This is a genomic window from Alicyclobacillus sp. ALC3, assembly GCF_028751195.1.
Taxonomy (GTDB): Bacteria; Bacillota; Bacilli; order Alicyclobacillales; family Alicyclobacillaceae; genus Alicyclobacillus_L.
On the sequence record NZ_CP066784.1, the window covers coordinates 848,954 to 868,192 of the forward strand.

Genomic DNA, 19,239 nt, shown 5'->3' on the forward strand with positions numbered 1-19,239 from the left:
ACTCTGTTATACAGAAAATGCAGCGAATGACGAGCACAAGAACAGCGACCCCAGCAGTTGCAGGCAGAAGGCAAACAAAACCCGCAGCCACCGCTCCAGGTTCATCACCAGCATCCGCAGTGAAATTACGGTCAGGCTGGTTTCTGCCAGCCGTGCTCGGATGCGGTCAAGCCCGTATCGGCGCTTGGTTTCTCCGAATTTGCCTTCGATTGCATTTCGCTCTGCCGAATCCTGGCGTTCCACCTGCTTATGCGCCGCTTCCTCCGCCTTCGCAGGTCGACCGAGTCGTGGTCCGCTCAGTCGTATTCCTCGGTCTCGGCAGTACTGCAGGTTTGCCCGATTTCGGTACAGTTTGTCTGCCAGCACTGCCTCCGGGTAGCACCCGTACCGCTCACGGTACGCTTCCACTGACTCTTGTAGCAGTTGTCCTTCATTGAAGGTATCCCACTGCACGTGGTCGATGCGCGCGTAACCGTCAACCATGCTGACAGCGACCTTTGCACCGAACTCCACGTTCGCCTTGGCTTTTCCTCTCACAATCGGGCGTACATGTGGTTGTGAGATGCTCACGATTCGGTCGTCGATTCGGTGTGAGCGCGTGTCGTGCATCATCTTCTGCTGTCGGAACAGTTCCTGTATGACTAACAGGTTCTTGTACTGCTGGCGACTCAGCTTGGTCAGTGGTGTTCGTGTAGCCAGGTGCTCGATCGCCTTCAGGTCCCTCATCACATATCGAAGTTGCTGTCCGATCGCTCTGCGAATCTTTTGCTTGCTCGTTCTGCGCTGCTTGGCGATGACCAGATATGCCCGCCTTGCCTTCTGCCGGTACGTTCTCGGCTTTCTTTCCCTACCGGCATGTGGGGCATGAAGCACGTCAATGAGCTGTTCCAGCTTCTCTCTTGCGCCGTTGAGCAGCGACAAGTCGGTCGGATAGGCGATGTCTGCCGGTGCACAAGTCGCATCCAGAAGCAGTTTCCCTTGCCGTGGCACATCCGGCTCGACCTTCGGTTGCTCGGTCTGTGTACTGGTATCTTGACCGCCGTCGTCCGAGTGCGTGTGGTCGTCATCGTCTGATTCTTCATCGGCCTTTGCCGCCATGATGATCCACTCGTTCACCTGGTTGAGTACATCCGCGCCGAGGCGCTTGCGAAAGTGCGTCATGAGTGAGGCGTCGAACGGAGGGGACTGCTGGAACCCAGGGAGGCCGATGAAGTACTGCAGATACGGGTTCTCAGTGATGTTCTCGACGGTGTCTCGGTCACTCGAACCCAAGCGTTCCTGGATGACGAGCGAACCGAGAGCAACTCTGACGGAGACTGCCATCTGCCCGCCTTTCGACTTCGGCTTGAAGAGCTGTGCATAATGCTTCTCGACTAGGTCCCACGGAATGAACTGAGCGAGCTTTACCCAACGGTTTTCCTCATTCAGCTTCCCGGTAAACGGCAGGAAGAACTCGTGTGGCAAGAGCAACTGATTCTCGCGTTTTTGGTACATGTGGGCACCCTCCAAGTGCAAGGTTTTTGCGGTCCGATCATCGAAATCCTTGCATATAACTTCGACATTCACACCCGAAAAACCTTGCTACGGCGCCGATTTTCGGTCATTCAGCAGCCCCTAATTAGTCTATGAGTCAGTAACGTCCTGGGCCCCTTTGTGAAACGCCACTGCATGTATTAACGTCAGCCACAGCAGCGGTTACCACTATGGGGATGCGAATATGTGGGTGAAGATGTATACCCAATTGAAGCTGCCCACTCACACACGCTGGGAGAAATTCTGGTTTAAGCTGTTTTGGCTGCCTCAAAACGTCCAAAACTTGACTGTGTTAGATGTCCAGGATTTGACGGGCAGTGTGACCAAAGCAAATTTGTCCAGATGGACAGGCGGTCCATCTGGCATGCCAAACAGGAACACTCGAAGAGCAGGCGTGAGACTGTCAAGGTAGTCATTACAGCCTTGACAGTCGGCGGTGATTTCCCACACTGGCAGGTGTGGTGGAATCCACAGACTTGTGGATTCCACCCTAGTTCCAAGAGGACTTGATGTGGGTCTGGAAATTATGTCACAGAAGACAAGAATTCCCTTGGAAAGTCGGGCGGCAATGTCGGATTCGCACCTTGAAACGCACAATATGTGTCGTCAACCACACTTTCGGGCTCAAACAGCATATTATTGGACATTTTCGTTCGTCATCGCGCATGGTTCGAAAAGGCGCTATAGCGGGTTTCTGCGGTCCCGCTCATTCAAAGAGGTCCGTGCTCATTCACCCATTTACACGTTTTTGTTGACCAAATCGACCCGCGTACAGTGCGTGTGCGTGTCACTTTTCGTGGAGAGTTGTACAATCTCTGTAGGTTTGTCCACAACACGACATGGAGTGTTTGGAGGAGCGGCCGTGAGTAAAATGAAAATTACGCCATTGGACATGATCGAGTGGGAAGTCCTTCGGTCTCCCACTAAGATGATAGTACAAGAATCGACTATCGAACTACCGGCGGGCCTTAATGCAGTCCTGGTGGACAGAACAGATTCTTATGGACTTACCGCCGTCCTCCAAGGTGTTGTTAATCCATTAGAGGTTAGAGCATGGGAAACACGCGCTAATGCTCTGCTCCCCGGCGATGCGGGCCATAGGTTCTCGATCACCGCGATATGTGAATCCGGAGCTAAAGCTGCTCTTAACAATGTGCTGTTAACAGGACAGCGCACCTTACGCGGTGACGGGCTTATGCACGCACCGTTGCATGTTCCGGAGATCTCTTTCATGGCTCCGGACTTTATTCACATAGAAAATGAAATATCCTGGTTCACAGATTGGTATTTAAACGGTCCTGAACATAAACTACTTTTTTGCCGATCGACAACGCGCGAAGTAACCGAAACATTTAAACGCGAACGTACGCTCCCAGACAATATGGGAGGAAACGAAGTGTGGTGGCTTACAACGGGAGCGGGAGATGACGATACCCTCCCAGGCCCTTTATCTTCAGTCGGCAAAGACTTTTTTGTGGTGTCTCCAATTACAGGTTCGAAGTTTTTAGTGACTCGTGCCGCGGTGGACAATGGCCCTACTTGGTCGATTAATCTTGGTTTCGAATACCGCCCAGAATGGGGAGGCATCCCCTCAGGAGATGACAGAACTGCCATCGGGGAGATAGTTGGATTTGTTCTCGGGAGGCACCTGTTGCAAGTAGGAACGAGTGTGTTTAGTAATGAAGGTTTACCCATTCACGAAAAGGCATTGCCTGCCTGGGGCCCTGATGTCCAGGCAACGTGCAGGAGCCTGGACTATTCGCCTATAAATGCTGAAGGCAGATACATGGTCGGACCTCAGCTTGAACAAATCCTTTCACAGCTTGTACCTAAGTATCTTGAAGTTAGGGATCAATTTGAACTGCAGTCTGCACTTTGGACATATTGGATTGCTCGGCGTATGCCACTAGGGACTAGTATTCCCCTCATAGCGACGGCCCTTGAGACCATTAGACACGCATGGAATGCGTCGGCACTTTCCAAGCGCAATGGCGTGTATATGCAGAAGGCAGAGTTCGAAACACTCTTACAAGAGGAACTCAATTCAGCCAAGAGCAAAGTGTCGGAAGTACCTTACGGCAAGAGTATAACAAACAAACTATACGCTTCTTACCAGATGTCAGTGGCTCAACAGACTGAGAGCTTCTTCGCTGAGATAGGCTTGCCTGTCGACAAAGGTGAGGCCTATGTAATGTGGTTTCGAAACCAACTAACGCACTCGAGTGTTTCAACCGACGCCGACTGGGAACTAATAAACTCGATTACGCATGGATACTTTTCCTTGTTTCACCGAGTAGTACTGAAACTATTGGATTACGATGGGCCGTACGTCGACCGCTCGGTCTTCGGATGGCCCCACAAACCACTCCATGAACCCATCGGGATTAGATCAAAAGCCTAATCGAAGAACACAGATTGAGACGTTGCAGTGAGATATGAAGGGCGGTCATTTATTTGGACGTATCGTCGTTAATGACACTAGTATTCTCGGGAACGCGATCTCTATCGAGCGCATGGGTAGCTTTCCACCGAACCAAGGTTGAACAACTGTGCCAGAAAATCATCGATAGCGGCCTTGACGTTTCGCAGATTGCCAATGAAAAGACTACACAGGCATACTTCTTTACCATTGTCGATAAATACGTTCGCGAAGCAACGGACAAAAAACTTGAGTATTGGAAGAACGCCATGTTGCATCTGATGTTTGACTACCGAAAATTTGATTTTAAGGACAATTTCGTATCTATCCTAGAGTCACTCACAGCGTTTGATTTGACCGTCCTAGGACAGTTTTATCGCATGAATGAGAATACTGATGATAAATTTCTCGTTGATTTGTTCGCCTTCTTTGCCGACCGACAGGTTGAAGACTATATGGTCTTACACACTATAGACCGACTTGTTTCACAGGGACTAATTACTCAAGTCACGTCCGTTGGCGCGACACCGACTTTCAGGTCTGATGAGATTGATGTGAGTTCAGCCGAGACGTATTACACAAATACTATGGGCAATAAATTCATCGATTTCATCCTTCAAATCCCTAATATTTACAGTACATCACACACCGAATGAAAATCCCACTGTTTCTCATCGCAGATAAATTTGTCCTCCACCGCATCAAGATTCAGCAGAGCCGTGACAACAAGACTTTGTTCCTAGGATTAAATCACCAGACACCCATTCCATGCAAAAGCAAATCGCAGCGGGCAGCACTTCAAATCAAATACCGCATGACCTCGGTGCATCCCCCACACACGGCTTTTTCCTTGACATAAGTAACATCGTTTTTAGAACCGCAAAACACAGACATGGGTCGGTACTTACGCAAAACAACGCAGTCTCCATCGACCAGGGTCTCCACGGGGTCCAAGACTTCAATGCCCAGGTACCGTCTCAATTGAATAGGAACCACCACTCGCCCCAAATGATCCACCGGACGCACGAAACCTGTCAGCTTCATAAGGTGTCCTCCGCTCTACTGTGGTTACATGGCTATCCTAGCGGACGGATAGTTTACGGTCGATGACGCGCAGGAGTTTTGTGAATTACAATGTAACAAGATAACAGTTATCTCAGCGCGGCCGTTTGCCGCATCCTGGTGCTGGGCTGTGACTCGTTCACATCCTTACCTAGCGTTGGTAAAAGCAAGACCACACCTTTACTTCGAATTGAAATCGGTGAGTGTGCCAGATGACAAGAGAGCTGCCGTCATTCCCGGCCCGTCTATGACCTTCGCCACACGAGCGCCACGCTACTCATGACCGGCAACGTGCATCCAAAAATAGTCGCAGAGCGTCTGGGCCACTCCACAACCAACCTCACACTGGACACTTACAGCCACGTTGTGCCTGGAATGCAGGATCAAGTCGTTAAGACTCTCGAAGCACTATTAGGCTCACAGAGGCACACAGAAAAAGATTAGGCGCACTGAAGGCGCACAGAAAACGTGAGGCAACGAAAATGGCGCGGGTCTCAAGAAGTGTTTCATTCTCGAGAACCAGCGCCATTACTGAATTTGTTGGCGGAGAGGGTGGGATTCGAACCCACGGTGCCCTTGCAGACACGGCGGTTTTCAAGACCGCTGCCTTCAACCACTCGACCACCTCTCCACGAAGTCGAGACGCTTCGTCCCGACTAGCGCTACTATATCCGCCAACACCCGCGTTGTCAATGAGGGGCATGGGTCATGTCCAACAATGGCGCCCCGACGAGACGCACATCACGTCTCGACCGTCTCCCAGCTGCCTGATGCCGCTGACCGCTCGACCGCTGCGAGCACCTGCTGGTTGCGAAGACCGTCGCCGAAGTTTGGGTGCGGAGATTCACCTTTCGCGATGGCGTCGAGAAACTCGGACACGAGGTTGATAAACGTATGCTCGTAGCCAATGATGTGCCCGGGTGGCCAATATGCACCCGCATAGGGATGGTCCCGCTCCGTACAGTTGATGCGCCGGAACCCCTGCAACCCTGACTCATCGTCGGTAAAGTACACCTCAAGCACATTCATATTCTCAAGGTCCCAGCGCAGCGACCCGTGTTCCCCGTTCACCTCGAAGCGATTCGCATTTCGGTTACCGCCAGCGAAGCGAGTGGCTTCGAACACACCTTCCGCTCCACACGCAAACCGGGCCAGAAACATCGTGGCGTCGTCCACGTCCACCATGCCAGTCCCGGACTCGTCGAAGAGTGGACGTTGCGATACAATCGTCCGCAGCGATCCCGTTACCGTTTTGAACTCTCCAACCAAAAAGCGCGCTAAGTCGACGATGTGCGCGCCGATGTCGCCGAGTGCTCCGGTCCCGGTCACATCGCGACGCATGCGCCACGTCATCGGTGCTGCCGGATTGAGGAGCCAGTCCTGCAGATAGTGTGCACGGATGTGATGTATGCGTCCGAGGCGGCCCTCGTCAATTAGACGCTTCGCAAACTGCACCGCAGGCGCAAAGCGATAGTTGTGGCACACCATATGTGATACGCCAGCACGCACAACCGCGTCATGCATGGCTCCGGCATCATCTACGGTGGTCGCCAACGGCTTTTCGCACAGCACGTGTTTTCCAGTTGCCGCGGCAGCCTGCGCGATTTGGGCATGTGTGTCGTTCGGCGTAACGATGTCAATCACATCAATGTCCGGTCGTTCCACCAATCTTCTCCAGTCTGTCTCGTACTCTGCGAAGCCGAGTCGCGAAGCAGCCTCGCGCACGGCATCTTCGCTGCGACCGCAAACTGCCTGAAGTACTGGCGTGAGTTGGGGACGAAAGTAAAATCCCACATCCCGATAAGCGTGGCTGTGGGCACGTCCCATGAACTGGTAACCAACCATGCCAATGCGGACCGGGCGCTGCTTCATAGCAGGATGAGCGGCTTCAAAAACGCGACTGCTTTATCAAAGCCTTCCTCCAGTGACATCAGGTTGTCTTCATGTTCAATGCTGACTGTTCCGTTGTAGCCAGCCAACCGAAGCGCGCTCAGGATGTTGCGCCACGTCTCGCCACCGTGGCCGTACCCGACCGTGCGGAAGTTCCAGGAACGATGCCCAATGTCCTCATACGATTTGGTATCGAGGACACCATTTCGTGCCGTGTTCCATGAGTCGATTGCCGTGTCTTTCGCGTGAAAGTGGAAAATCGCGCCGCTTTCCCCAAGTTCGCGGATGCTCGTCACCGGGTCAATCCCCTGCCAAAAGAAGTGGCTCGGGTCATAGTTCACACCGATGGACTCTCCACAAGCTTCACGCAGTCGCAGAGCGGTCTCGGTGTTATACACCAGAAACCCCGGGTGCGGCTCAATGGCGACCCGAACCCCGTGATTGGCCAAAAAGTGGTTTTGTTCGCGCCAATACGGAATCGCGTGTTGCTGCCACTGCCACTCGAGCAGTTGTGTATGCTCAAGCGGCCACGGGCAGGTCACCCACACGGGGTACCGAGAGTGTTCGGATTCACCCGGACACCCCGAAAACATGTTGACTGTATCGACACCGAGTTGTTCCGCGAGCAGGACCGACTGTTCAAACGTTCGCTTTGCCTCGTGCGCAACCTCAGCGACCGGATGGAGTGGATTGCAGTGGCAAGACAAGGCGCTGATCGACAACCCCCGCTCTGCGATAGCTGCGAGAAACGCGCGACGCTTGCCAGCGTCACCGAGGAGACCGGGAACGTCGCAGTGATCCATTTCAGAATAACCGCCTGTGCCAAGCTCCACCGTATCGAGACCGCTTGCTGCCACACGGTCAAGCATCTCTTCGAACGAAAGGTCCGCGAACACCCTTGTGAACACACCGAGTTTCACTGCACAACGCCTCCTCGTCCCGGATTGGTGCCGTATGCCTCGGTCAACTCGTCAAGCATGACTTCCCTTCCCGTCTGCGACGACTGGTAGATTCCGTCGAGCACCAGTTGGTTCGTCAACCCGGCGAGGGCCGGAGCCATCGGGGCAACATCTCCTCGTACGCAAGCCAGAAAGTGCCGTCCCATCCGCACTCGCTCGCCTTCGTCGTAGACGGGAACAGGCAGTGGGATGTCTACGGGCCGTCCAAAGGCTTCTGTGTAGAAAGCCGCGGATTCACCGCGAATTGACGCTCCGCCATCTGACCCCATCAGGTGAACGAACGGGGCCGAGTCGGTTTCACCGTGCACTGCCCAACTCACGTCCAGGGTGAGTGTACTGCCGTCCTCCATTCGGATAAAAGCGGATGCCAAATCCTCCACATCGAAAACACCATCCCAGTCCGGCGTGCCCCAGTTACCAATGCCCCGCCGGTTCGGCCCGAACGCTGCGTAGGTCTGACCGGACACAGCAACAGGCTTCGGATTCCCCATGAGAAACAGGGCTAGGTCGAGCATGTGCACGCCGATGTCAATCAGCGGTCCCCCGCCCGAGTCCGCTTTGCGAGTAAACCACGTGCCCCACCCTGGAATCCCCTTGCGCCGCATCCAACCAGCCTTCGCGGTATAAATTGTGCCGAGCGCCCCCGCTTCGACTTGTTCGCGCACTGCCTGAGAGGACCATTTCCACCGATACTGTTGCCCCATCAACAAGGCTTTGCCTGACGCTTGCGCAGCCTCGACTATCTCCCTCGCGGCGGTCGCGTCAAGCGCCATGGGTTTCTCAAGCAGGACGTGCTTCCCCGCCTTCAGTGCCTGCACCGCAAGCGGCGCGTGCCAACGGTTCGGCACACCAATCACAACCGCGTCCAACGTCTCATCATTGAGCAAAGCGTCAGCGGAGTCGTACACCCTGGCGATACCAAACTCGCCTGCGCGCGCCGACGCAAGGTCGGGGATGGCGTCCGCCACCCCCGCCAGTACTACACCGTCAAGTCCGGCAAACGATTGCATGTGCACGCTCCCAATGTTGCCCGCACCCATGAACCCAAGTCTCACTCTTCCTGCGCTATCCATTGTCGTCCCTCGCTTGCTGGAGAATTTCCGTTCGCTTTCCAGTCATCCGGTTCAGATATGGTGTAACAGATAGTCAAAGCTGGTTTGAATGCACTCGAACGGATCACGGCGACACTCGTCTTGCTCGACAATGTACCACTGTGTGCCACTCTGCTCTGCCGCTTGGAATATCTCCGGCCAAGGCAACGTCCCCTGACCCACTTCAGCGTAAAACCGTTCCTCATCGTTCGTCATGTCCTTCACGTGCAACAGCGGACAGCGGTCGCGATAGCGCTCGATGTACTGCACAGAGCTCTGGCCCGCTTTTTCGATCCAGAACAGGTCGAGTTCTGTTTGGACCCCGACTGGGTCGGTGTGCGAAAATAGGTAATCGAGCGCGAACTCGCCGTCAAACTGAGTAAACTCGTGGTCATGGTTGTGATAGCCAAAAGCCATTCCGGCCGCTGCTACGCGGGTTCCAATTTCATTAAACAAGTCCGCCAGGCGCGCGAAATCGTCCTTCGTCTGACATCGCTCCGCTGGCACAGACGGGCAGACCATGTACTGCAGACCGACCGTTAACGCACCTTCAATGGCGCGATCGAGATGGTTTTCCAGTTCCTCGAATGGGACATGGTTAGAGACAGCGACAAGTTGCAAATCGCTCAGGAACGTTGCCAATTTTGCGGGTTTCAAGCCACCGTAGCCGGCAAACTCGACACCCGCGTAGCCAATCTCCCGTACGCGCTGAAGCTTTCCAGCGAAGTCATCCGTCATCTCGTCACGCAGCGTGTATAGTTGCAAGGCAATTTTCGGCATCGGGCATACCCCCTATGAATGGCTGTATCACTTACGGCCGATCCCTTGGATATCCTGCATCCTAGCCGCAAAGCTAGGGGATGCGGGGCCTCCCCGCGCCACCGACATGTGTCGTCCGTCGCGATGTGTCAACTGTGTTCTGAACGAATGCAAGCCGGTTGCGTCATCTGCCAAGCGCGCCCAGTCGCCGATGGAAGACGGTCTTCTCCGATTGACATCAAAACAATTTCATTGGACCGTTGATTGGCGACGAGTAGAAAGCGCTCGTCTCGTGACACCGCGAGACTTCGCGGCCATTGCCCCTGAGCCGAGACGTGCCCCATCGCGCTTGGCGTTCCATCCGATGCCAAAGCGAACACGGCAATGCTGTCGTGTCCTCGATTCGACACATAGAGCGTACGCTGTGCGTGAGACATGGCCACATCGGCCGCTAGGTTTGGCCCCGCGTACCCTTGCGGCAACAGCGGCAGCAGCCGCTCCTCCAGCCACGGTGCACCCGGGTGACTGCGTCGTAACACAGACAGTGATGAATCAAGTTCATGGACAACGTACAGGACGCGACCATTCGGATGAAACGCGAAGTGGCGCGGACCTGAACCACGTGGTGTCGGTCCGCAAGCAAGCTGCCTGAGCGTTCCACGCTCGATGCGATACGACACCCATTGGTCGCTGCCAAGGTCTGTCGCAAAAACTCCTCCCGTCCACGGGTCCTCTTGCACCATGTGTACGTGCGGCCCGTCTTGGCGTCCCGCAACCGGTCCACGCCCTGCATGGACGGCCACATCCGCCAAGTCGCCAATCCCCCCGGTGTCACGGTCGACCTCCAGCAAACCGACGCTGCCACTCTGGTAGTTGGCCACAAACAGCCACCGCCCGGTCTTTGACCGCGATACAAAGCATGGCTCGCCACCGCCGGACGAACACCGGTTCAGTTCAGTCAAGCGTCGACCGCTGCGCTCAAACGCGTATGCAACGACTTGTCCCGCAGCCACCTCGCTTACGGCATACAAGCGGCTCTGGCGAGCGTCGAAGTGGAGAAAGGAGGGAGCGCAAACGCCAGCGACTCCCCCCGTTTGAACCACGTCGCCGGCCGTGGTATCTAGGTCGAGCACCGCGACAGCCTGTTCCTGCGCCGTTCCATACGACCCGACAAAGAATACCTCTCGCGTTTCTTTCGTCACAGCACGCCGCTGCGGCATTACTCGATGCTCCGGGCCATCGCCGGCAACCCATTCCCTGCAACGAGCTGGCCAAACCACGTAAAGCTGTCTTTCCGAATCCTCTGTTGCGTCTCAAAATCCACATAGATGAGACCGAATCGCTTGGAGTAACCAAATGCCCACTCGAAGTTGTCAAGGAGTGACCACACATAGTAGCCCTTTAGATTTCCACCTTCAGCGACAAACCGCTGCAGAGCCGCAATGTGCCCGTGCAAATACGCAATCCGCTCTGTATCCGCGACCCGACCATCAACCACGACATCCTCAAACGCTGCCCCATTTTCCGTAATGTATAAGGGCTTATCCGTGCAGTCCTGGAGACGTTTGAGCAAGTCGTAGAGTCCCTCCGGTTCAATTTCCCACCCCATAGCTGTACGCTCGCGCCCTGTCGAGACTTGCTTCACACCTGTCAATGAGTTGTCTTCCGGGTCATCGACGACATGCGCTGGGTTGTAGAAGTTGACTCCGAGAAAATCGAATTCGGTCGAGATACTTTCCATATCCTCATCGCGAATGAAGTCTAATGGTCCTACGAATGGCCGCAGGCGCTCGAAGTACTCGCTAGGATAGGAACCCTTCGTGAGCGGGTCAAGGAACCAGCGATTCAGAAAAATATCCTGTCGGCGAGCCGCAGCCACGTCAGCTTCGCTGGAACTGCCTGGGTACACGTGTGTCAGATTGAGCGTAATGCCGATTTGCCCTTTTCCTCCCATGGCGCGGTACAGTTTTACCGCCTCCCCATGCGACAGGAGAAGGTGATGTGCGGCACGATACGCCTTTCTCCAATCGCGCAACCCCGGGGCGTGGTGGCCAAGACCATACCCCAACATCGATGCGCACCACGGCTCATTCTGCGTGATAAACTTCGGAACCGTGTCATTCAAGTGGCGAAACACCGTTTCCACGTATTGCGTGTAGTAGCCAACCGTATCGCGATTCAACCACCCGCCATCATCCTCAATCCACTGCGGCAGGTCCCAGTGATACAGTGTCACGGCGGGATCGATGCCACGCTCGAGCAGTTCATCGATGAGCCGCTTGTAATGGTCGAGCCCCGCCTGATTGACCTGCCCAGTTTCCGTCATGATGCGCGGCCAGGAGAGCGACAGGCGGTAGGAGTGTGCCCCGAGGTCGGAAATTTGCTGGATATCCTCCGAGTAACGGTGATAGTTGTCACAGGCGATGTCACCTGTGTCCCCGTTGAACACCTTGCCCGGCGTGTGTGAAAAGGTATCCCAGATAGATGGCACCCGGCCTGCCTCGTTCACGGCCCCTTCAATCTGATACGAAGCAGTCGCTACTCCCCACAGAAAGCCTTTTGGAAACGCTCGAGTGCTCTCGTTTGTAGACATCCAGGAAGTCCCTCATTTCAGTAGAGTTACAGAGTTAGGCTCTGGTTGCGTTGCACGCTCACCACTTGCTGCAATCTCTGTCCTGCGTCACTCCTCGGGAAGAGGTCGTGTGCTGTCGCGCACAATCACCCGCGTCGGCAAGACAAAGTGTTGGGGTGTGAAGAGTTCCTCGTTTTCGATTAAGTCAACCAAGGTCCGAGCTGCCAATGTACCTAGTTGATGTGTATCTTGGCGAACCGTGGTCAACTGCGGATGAACGTAGGTCGCAGCTTCGATATCATCAAACCCGACCAGTGAGACGTCTTGTGGAACTCTGATGCCTTCTCGGTCGAACACTTGCAGCACACCAATCGCCGTGATATCGGCGGCACAAACAATCACTTCCGGCAAACTGTCCATGCGAATCAGTCGTTCAGCAGCCTGCCGCCCACCTTCGAGTGTGAAAGCGGTGGATACCACCCAGCCCGGGTTTGGCATCAAGTTCACCGACGCCATCCCGCTGTTGAAACCCTGTAAGCGTTCTACAGACACCGACATCGTGAGGGCCCCCGTGACGTACCCGAACTTTCGATAGCCATTGCGGTACAGGCGTCCGACTAGGTCATGCATTGCTCTGCGGTTGTCCGAAGTCACGGAACCGACACGGTGGCCACCGACCGTATAATCGACCCCCATCACAGGTATGGCGGATGACAGTAGCTCGCTGATTCCTTCTCCCGGGTCACCTAACACCAGAACTCCATCGACGTCTCGATGACGGACGCGATCCAACATATTGACCTGGTCAAACGGTGCCTTGGTGTTCGCGAACAACATCAGGTCAAACCCGTACGTGCCCATTGCCCGTTTGAACTCGTCAAGCAAGCTCACGATGTACATCTGTTTCAAACCAGGACCTTCCGGGTCCGGGTAAAAGACACCGATGGTATTGGAGCGCTTGGTCACCAACTGCTTGGCAGACGCCGCGGGTACATAGTGCAAATCCCTAGCTACCTGCAGAATTCTCGACTTGGTATCCGGGTTGATATCCGGGTAGTTGTTGAGTGCGCGAGAGACGGAAGACACAGATACTCCAGCCTTCCTCGCCACATCTCGAATGTTTGCCATGTGGGTGGTCCTCTCTTCCTCCGGTCCTTCTACCTAAGCCGTGGCTTGCGGATGATGACACGCGACAAAATGTCCTTTATCTAGTTCCATCAGTGGCGGCTTGGTCTGCGTACAGACGTCTGTCACAAACGGACACCGATTCGCAAACTGACAACCTTGCCTTCCCTCAACCAGATTGGGTGCACTAATGCTCGTCTCTGGCAACGGGCCCCTGTCTCGGTTTCCCGGTGTCGCTGCCAGCAACAGGCGGGTATAGGGATGCATGGGACGGCGCACAAGTTCTGCAGAAGGTGCGAGTTCCATCACGCAACCGGCATACAACACCATGATGCGGTTGCCAATGTAGCGGGCTGACGACAGGTCGTGTGTGATGTACAAGAACGCCAGATTCAGGTTGTCTCGCAGTTCGCCAATCAACTTCAGTACACCGGCTCGAATCGACACGTCAAGCATGGAGATGGGTTCGTCAGCCACCACAAAGGTGGGGTTCACAGCCAGTGCTCGCGCGATCGCCACGCGCTGACGTTGGCCCCCTGACAATTCGTGCGGAAACTTGTGACGGGTTTCCGACACGGGTGTGAGACCAACTTGTTCCAGCAGTTTGTCTATGCGTCGGCTTACCCCCTCCTGTCCGGACACTTTGTGTCTGCGTAGCGGGTACGCGAGATGTCGCTCCACCGTATGAACAGGGTTGAGAGAACCAAATGGGTCCTGAAAGACCATCTGGACTTCCCGTCGATATTGCGTGATGCGCCGGCCCCGAACATGGGTGACATCGCGCTGATTGACAATGATTTGTCCCTCAGAAGGTTCAACCATTCGCACCAGTGCTTTGGCAATGGTCGACTTGCCGCTACCTGACTCGCCGACCAAAGACAGGACCTCTCCCGCTTCAATGGAAAAACTCACCTGATCGACCGGACGAATTGCCTGACCCCGTCCAATCGGGAACCGCACGACCAAGTCTTTCACCTCAACCAGCGGACCCAGAGCCATGCTCAACCGCCTCCTCTCGACGAAACAAGTGGCACTCGATGAGCTTGTCTCCCACGTGGGTCGCGACGGGGCGTGCCACCCGGCATACATCCACCGCAGACGGGCAACGCGGGTGAAATGCGCAGCCGGAGGGGAGGTTGACCAGGTCCGGAGGATGGCCTTTGATGCCCTGAATCGTGACATGGTCGCCTGTCAGCTCCGGAATCGCCCGTAACAGCCCCTCCGTGTACGGGTGGTGCACGTCGCCAAGATTGAGCAAACGACTAGGAGCCACCTCAACGAGTCGACCTGCATACATGATGGCCACACGGTCTGCCAACTCAGCCACAAGACTAAAATCGTGACTGACGAATAGTATCGCGAAACCGGCTTGGTCTTGTATCCTCTGAATCTCATCGAGAATCGTCCGCTGGACAACGACATCGAGCGCGGTTGTCGGTTCATCCATGATGACGAGGGCAGGGTTTAACGCAATGGCAATGGCAATCACGACACGCTGTCGCATCCCACCGGACAGCTCGTGCGGATAGCTTTTCAAGTACTTGCGGTCAATGCGTACCAGGTCCATCAGTTCTTCGCTGCGTTCAAGCGCTGCTCGCTTCGACATGCCAGGCTTGTGTGCGAGCAAGGTGTCCACAATCTGGTTTTCTACAGACAGGACTGGATTGAGCGCACTCATGGCACTTTGAAAAACCATCGCCATTTGCGTCCAGCGAAACTTCCGTAGTTCTCGCCGTGACAATGTGTACACATCCTGGCCGAGGATGCGAATTGACCCTTTGGTAACAATCGCGTCCCCCTTGAGCAGGCGCATGACTGCGTACGCCATTGTGGACTTCCCAGACCCTGATTCACCGATAAGGCCCACAATCTCATGCTTGTGCACGACCAGGTTCACGTCTTCTACCGCTTTCACGAAACCGTCCCGGGAAGCATAAACCACCGACAAATCCTCGATTTCCAGCACCGGTGTGTTGTCGGTCATGACGTTACGCCCCCTTTTCCCGCAGTTGCTTCAGCGCAGCCCGCATGGCTTTCGACCTTTTTGCGCGCCGCAAACGTGGATTCGTCACTTGGTCCACACCAAAGTTCATCAAGGCGAAGCTCAGTCCAAGCATCGCAATTCCCAATCCAGGCGGAATGAACCACCACCAGGCACCCACCATCATGGCGCCGTTCTGTGACGACAAGTACAACATCGCGCCCCAACTGGTCGATGTCATGCCTTCGAAACCGAGGTAAGCTAATCCGGATTCCGCCAAAATGGCGCCCAGACAAGCGTACATGATGTTTGAAGCAATCACGGATGTCATGTTTGGTACAATCTCTGCATAAATGATGCGAAACGTCGATGCCCCGGCCAATCGCGCAGCCGCAATATAATCCCGACTGCCGACCGTCATCGCCATCGACCGCATCACGCGAGCGCCCCAAGCCCAGCCAGTGACTCCGATAATCAAGCCATTGGTGTACGGCGACTGACTGTTCACATACGACTCGATAATGATGAGCAGCGCCAGACCTGGCAAGACCAAGAAGATGTTCGTGATCGTATTGAGGATGGAGTCTGTCACTCCTCCGCGATACCCTGCCGTAACCCCAATGAGGATGGCAATCAGTGTACTCAAGAGACCTGCGCCGATGCCCACGACGGTTGTGGTTCGTGCACCCCAAACGAACTGTGAAAACACATCCTGCCCCAGCGAAGTCGTACCAAACAGATGGGCGCGCGATGGCTTGAGAAGGGTGGCAAATGTCGTTGCTTCTGGGTGATACGGCGCGATGACGGGTGCAAACACGGCCAGAATCACGAACACCATGAAAAGTCCAAAGCCTGTAGCCGCGCGGGGGTCCTGAAAGAACCCGCTCCATGCGGATGTCCCTGATCGGCCTTTTTTCGGGCTGCTCTGGACCGGTAAGCTGTCATCCGCAATGACAGGTGTCTCTGCACTCACGACGTCGCACCTCTCCTTCTTACCCTCGGGTCCAACCAGCCGTATAGAATGTCTACGATGAAGTTGAACACCAGGGCGACGACCGCAATAATCAGAAACATACCCTGGATTAACGGATAGTCTTCACTGGACACTGCAGTCGTGAGCGCGAATCCGATGCCCGGGTAGGAAAACACCTGCTCGATGAGAATCTGTCCGCCTATCAGGGTAGACAACGCAATCGCCATCGACGTCAACTGCGGCAACATCGCATTACGAGCGGCATAACTGAAGACCAGACGGCGCGTTGAAACACCTTTTGCTTCCGCAAACACCACGTAGTCCTCGCCGAGGGTGGACATCATGTTGTTTCGCATACCGACAACCCAGCCACTGATGGTACTCGCGAACACGACGATACCGGGCAGGATGCCGTGGTATATGAGACTCTTGATGTAAGGCGCCGTGAAACCGGGTGAGATGTTGTTCGACACGCCATGCGCGAGCGGGAAAAACGGGTGCCGGAAGGCGAGAAAGTAAATCAGCACCAGCCCCAGCCAGAATACAGGAATAGACTGGCCGAACATGGTCACGACAGGCAGAACGTTGTCCGCTACGCCCCCGCGCCGCCACGCGATCCAAATCCCAGCCAGGGTACCTACAATGATGGCGATGACCGTCACGACTCCGAGAAGCACCAGAGTCCAAGGGAGGCTACTGGCGATGATGTTGATAACCGGCGTAGGGAAGTACTGAAATGAGTCTCCCCATCGCCCCTCCACAAGGTGTTGAACATACTGCCAGTACTGGACGATTATCGGTCCATTCGACAGGCCCAATTGCTGGCGGATCGCATTCAAAGCGTTCGGATTGATATTTCCGGCCTGCTTCGCGATCATGCTGGCAGCCGGGTCTCCTGGCATGAGCCGAGGCAAGATGAAATTCAACGTAATGGCGGCCCAGATGGAGAGGACCAAGAAACCGACCCGGTTGAGATAGTACCGCATGAATCCCACTTCTTTCTCCACGAATCATTCGAAGGCGAGGAGGTCAATCGCAATCCGTCTCCTCGCCCACAAGAGAAAAAAACACCACAGGCTACTTTGCAGGCCGTAAATGGTCGAGCACAATGGCGGCAGCTTGATACGTATACGGCGATGGGTCGATCCACAAATTGCTCTGATTCGACCAGCCCGTCCAGCCAGAGTTGTTGTACTCGAACCACAACGCTCCGTTCAGCAGTGGAATGACAGGGAGTTGATTCACCATCACCTGCTGAATTTTGTTTATGACCTGTTTCTGCGTCGCGGTGTTCGTGGTGGCGGAAAACTGGTTAAACAGTTGATCGACCTGGCTGTTGCTGTAGCCCTCCAAGTTAAAAGCGCCCTTCGAATCGAGCATGTCATAGTACGTGCGGTACGGCGTCGGTCCGGTATCGGTATACGACATGGCAAGCTGGTAATTCGGCGTCTTTCCAGAGCCGGGGTTCACCTGTGTGTAATAGGCACTGAAGGTGGGTTCCTGGACGGTAATCTTCATGCCGATTTTGTCCAGCTCTTGAGAAATGAGCAGCTGGTCCTCATTCCAGTCACTCCAACCACTCGGCGCGATTAAGGTGAAACTAAGCTCCTGCCCGTTCTTCGCGTAAATACCATTCGAATCCTTCCGAAAACCGGCATTTTTCAGGATTTGCTGCGCTTTCGCATCGTTCAAGGTAAACTTGAGCGCCGATGAAGGCAAACTGGTGTTGAGCCACGCTTGTTGAGGCGGCAACACCAACCCTGTCGGTGAGGCCGGCATCTCATATCCGCTTTCGCCTTTGGAAGCCAGAGTCTGTCGGTTGATTGCGAGGTTCATCGCCTGTCTTACGGCTAATTGACTGAGCAGAGGATTGTGCAAGTTCGCATACAGCATCACAGGCTCATTGGGTGGAAAGTAGTAGTGGTTATTTTTATTCCGATTTACATAGGTCGTTTGGATGTTCGGAATATCTACGCCAGCCCACTGAACCTGTCCGCTGGCAAGCGCCAAGTCAGCGCTGGAATTACTGGCGAACGCCGGGTAATTGAGCACAGGTACTTTGGGAACCCCTAGGTAATAGTACTTATTGGGGACGAACTTGTAGTCCTGCGTCGAAAAGGAGGAGAGCACATAGGGTCCGGTGCCAATGGCTTTCTTGTAAGTAATGTCAACCTTCGACGGGTCTCCGTACTGGCTCCACTGATATTTCGGTACGATGAAAGTTTCGCCGAGGACGTACTGCTCTGCGAATGGGATGTTGGCCTGCTTGAAATTGAAGACGACTTCGTTGGGGTTCGGAGCTGTGACGCTGGTCAGTTGCTGCCAGAGACCATTTGTGTCGGCGTCAGAATACTTCTTCAGGTCGTTAAAGGTAAACACGACATCTGCCGCACTGAAAGTCTTTCCGTTCGACCACTTGACATTGGAACGCAACTGTACCGTCAGGGTCTTGTTTCCGTTGGAGAACGCGAAGCTCTTGCCTAACAAATTAAATTGCTTGCCCGTGGTGCCATCAAAGTAAAACAAGGTTTCGTAGATATTCCCCTGCGTGCCTGCCATGTTTGTGGAGCCATATGGATTGAAGTTATCAGAGAAACTCGCTGTAACGTTCGGAACAATCGTGAGTGAAGATGCCGTTGTCTTTGCACCCGACGAATTTCCTGTGCCGTTTGACCCAGGATTCGCTCCCGCTGAGCCGCATCCCACAACGCCCAAAATGGTGGTAGCCGCCAAAGCACCAAGCACGTACTTTTTGGACACTTGAAACCCCCCTGCCTATTTGGCCGAATCTGTCGCCATCTCCGAAAACCTTTCCGGAAAAACAGCTAGACACCCCCGTAAATTCCGACATTTGTTACAATGGGTACATCATATA

16 protein-coding genes and 1 tRNA gene are annotated in these 19,239 nt (G+C 54.5%); 2 read left to right on the top strand and 15 right to left on the bottom strand.

Features of this window, described 5'->3' with window-relative positions; genetic code table 11:
* Positions 1-6: 6 nt before the first annotated feature.
* Positions 7-1,494: an IS5 family transposase gene (locus JC200_RS04050; protein ID WP_274434899.1), complete on the bottom strand. Its 1,488-nt coding sequence runs from the start codon at positions 1,492-1,494 to the stop codon at positions 7-9.
* A gap of 901 nt (positions 1,495-2,395) precedes the next feature.
* Here JC200_RS04050 and JC200_RS04055 point away from each other — a divergent pair.
* Entirely contained in the window at positions 2,396-3,934 is a 1,539-nt protein-coding gene (locus JC200_RS04055) for a hypothetical protein (protein WP_274434900.1), read from the top strand.
* Positions 3,935-3,987: 53 nt separating this feature from the next.
* A complete protein-coding gene (locus JC200_RS04060; RefSeq protein ID WP_274434901.1) occupies positions 3,988-4,608 on the top strand; it encodes a hypothetical protein in 621 nt (206 codons plus the stop codon).
* 142 nt (positions 4,609-4,750) lie between these two features.
* Here JC200_RS04060 and JC200_RS04065 read toward each other — a convergent pair whose 3' ends face one another.
* The 14 genes from JC200_RS04065 to JC200_RS04135 all read right to left on the bottom strand — a co-directional run bounded on the left by JC200_RS04065 (position 4,751) and on the right by JC200_RS04135 (position 19,124).
* Positions 4,751-4,996, bottom strand: a complete 246-nt coding sequence (locus JC200_RS04065; protein ID WP_274434902.1) for an AbrB/MazE/SpoVT family DNA-binding domain-containing protein — start codon at positions 4,994-4,996, stop codon at positions 4,751-4,753.
* Between the two features lie 559 nt (positions 4,997-5,555).
* Positions 5,556-5,645 (bottom strand) — tRNA-Ser (locus tag JC200_RS04075).
* Positions 5,646-5,755: 110 nt separating this feature from the next.
* Positions 5,756-6,886, bottom strand: coding sequence for a Gfo/Idh/MocA family protein (locus JC200_RS04080; RefSeq protein ID WP_274434903.1), 1,131 nt, complete (start codon positions 6,884-6,886; stop codon positions 5,756-5,758).
* A complete protein-coding gene (locus JC200_RS04085) occupies positions 6,883-7,824 on the bottom strand; it encodes a sugar phosphate isomerase/epimerase family protein (RefSeq protein ID WP_274434904.1) in 942 nt (313 codons plus the stop codon). The genes JC200_RS04080 and JC200_RS04085 overlap by 4 nt, the downstream gene beginning before the upstream one ends.
* Complete coding sequence (locus tag JC200_RS04090) at positions 7,821-8,936, bottom strand: Gfo/Idh/MocA family protein (protein WP_274434905.1); 1,116 nt, start codon at positions 8,934-8,936, stop codon at positions 7,821-7,823. The genes JC200_RS04085 and JC200_RS04090 overlap by 4 nt, the downstream gene beginning before the upstream one ends.
* Before the next feature lie 51 nt (positions 8,937-8,987).
* A complete protein-coding gene (locus tag JC200_RS04095; protein WP_274434906.1) occupies positions 8,988-9,734 on the bottom strand; it encodes a sugar phosphate isomerase/epimerase family protein in 747 nt (248 codons plus the stop codon).
* A gap of 128 nt (positions 9,735-9,862) precedes the next feature.
* The gene (locus JC200_RS04100) at positions 9,863-10,933 is read right to left on the bottom strand and encodes a lactonase family protein (RefSeq protein ID WP_274434907.1); all 1,071 of its coding nucleotides are present in this window, start codon (positions 10,931-10,933) and stop codon (positions 9,863-9,865) included.
* A complete protein-coding gene (locus JC200_RS04105; protein WP_274434908.1) occupies positions 10,933-12,306 on the bottom strand; it encodes a GH1 family beta-glucosidase in 1,374 nt (457 codons plus the stop codon). Before JC200_RS04105 ends, JC200_RS04100 begins: the two co-directional genes overlap by 1 nt.
* Before the next feature lie 87 nt (positions 12,307-12,393).
* Positions 12,394-13,413, bottom strand: a complete 1,020-nt coding sequence (locus JC200_RS04110) for a LacI family DNA-binding transcriptional regulator (RefSeq protein WP_274434909.1) — start codon at positions 13,411-13,413, stop codon at positions 12,394-12,396.
* A gap of 33 nt (positions 13,414-13,446) precedes the next feature.
* A complete protein-coding gene (locus JC200_RS04115) occupies positions 13,447-14,409 on the bottom strand; it encodes an ABC transporter ATP-binding protein (RefSeq protein WP_274434910.1) in 963 nt (320 codons plus the stop codon).
* Positions 14,387-15,394 carry an ABC transporter ATP-binding protein gene (locus JC200_RS04120; RefSeq protein ID WP_274434911.1) on the bottom strand — a complete coding sequence of 336 codons (1,008 nt, stop codon included), beginning with the start codon at positions 15,392-15,394 and terminating at the stop codon, positions 14,387-14,389. The genes JC200_RS04115 and JC200_RS04120 overlap by 23 nt, the downstream gene beginning before the upstream one ends.
* Before the next feature lie 4 nt (positions 15,395-15,398).
* Positions 15,399-16,364 carry an ABC transporter permease gene (locus tag JC200_RS04125; protein ID WP_274434912.1) on the bottom strand — a complete coding sequence of 322 codons (966 nt, stop codon included), beginning with the start codon at positions 16,362-16,364 and terminating at the stop codon, positions 15,399-15,401.
* The gene (locus JC200_RS04130; protein WP_274434913.1) at positions 16,361-17,350 is read right to left on the bottom strand and encodes an ABC transporter permease; all 990 of its coding nucleotides are present in this window, start codon (positions 17,348-17,350) and stop codon (positions 16,361-16,363) included. Before JC200_RS04130 ends, JC200_RS04125 begins: the two co-directional genes overlap by 4 nt.
* Positions 17,351-17,441: 91 nt before the next feature.
* The gene (locus tag JC200_RS04135; protein ID WP_274434914.1) at positions 17,442-19,124 is read right to left on the bottom strand and encodes an ABC transporter substrate-binding protein; all 1,683 of its coding nucleotides are present in this window, start codon (positions 19,122-19,124) and stop codon (positions 17,442-17,444) included.
* Between the last annotated feature and the right edge of the window lie 115 nt (positions 19,125-19,239).

Bases quoted from the DNA above. Each gene is read 5' to 3' on its own strand.
- JC200_RS04050 (WP_274434899.1), bottom strand. From the start codon at position 1,494: ATGTACCAAAAACGCGAGAATCAGTTGCTCTTGCCACACGAGTTCTTC.
- JC200_RS04065 (WP_274434902.1), bottom strand. From the start codon at position 4,996: ATGAAGCTGACAGGTTTCGTGCGTCCGGTGGATCATTTGGGGCGAGTG.
- JC200_RS04080 (WP_274434903.1), bottom strand. From the start codon at position 6,886: ATGAAGCAGCGCCCGGTCCGCATTGGCATGGTTGGTTACCAGTTCATG.
- JC200_RS04090 (WP_274434905.1), bottom strand. From the start codon at position 8,936: ATGGATAGCGCAGGAAGAGTGAGACTTGGGTTCATGGGTGCGGGCAAC.
- JC200_RS04095 (WP_274434906.1), bottom strand. From the start codon at position 9,734: ATGCCGAAAATTGCCTTGCAACTATACACGCTGCGTGACGAGATGACG.
- JC200_RS04100 (WP_274434907.1), bottom strand. From the start codon at position 10,933: ATGCCGCAGCGGCGTGCTGTGACGAAAGAAACGCGAGAGGTATTCTTT.
- JC200_RS04105 (WP_274434908.1), bottom strand. From the start codon at position 12,306: ATGTCTACAAACGAGAGCACTCGAGCGTTTCCAAAAGGCTTTCTGTGG.
- JC200_RS04110 (WP_274434909.1), bottom strand. From the start codon at position 13,413: ATGGCAAACATTCGAGATGTGGCGAGGAAGGCTGGAGTATCTGTGTCT.
- JC200_RS04115 (WP_274434910.1), bottom strand. From the start codon at position 14,409: ATGGCTCTGGGTCCGCTGGTTGAGGTGAAAGACTTGGTCGTGCGGTTC.
- JC200_RS04120 (WP_274434911.1), bottom strand. From the start codon at position 15,394: ATGACCGACAACACACCGGTGCTGGAAATCGAGGATTTGTCGGTGGTT.
- JC200_RS04130 (WP_274434913.1), bottom strand. From the start codon at position 17,350: ATGCGGTACTATCTCAACCGGGTCGGTTTCTTGGTCCTCTCCATCTGG.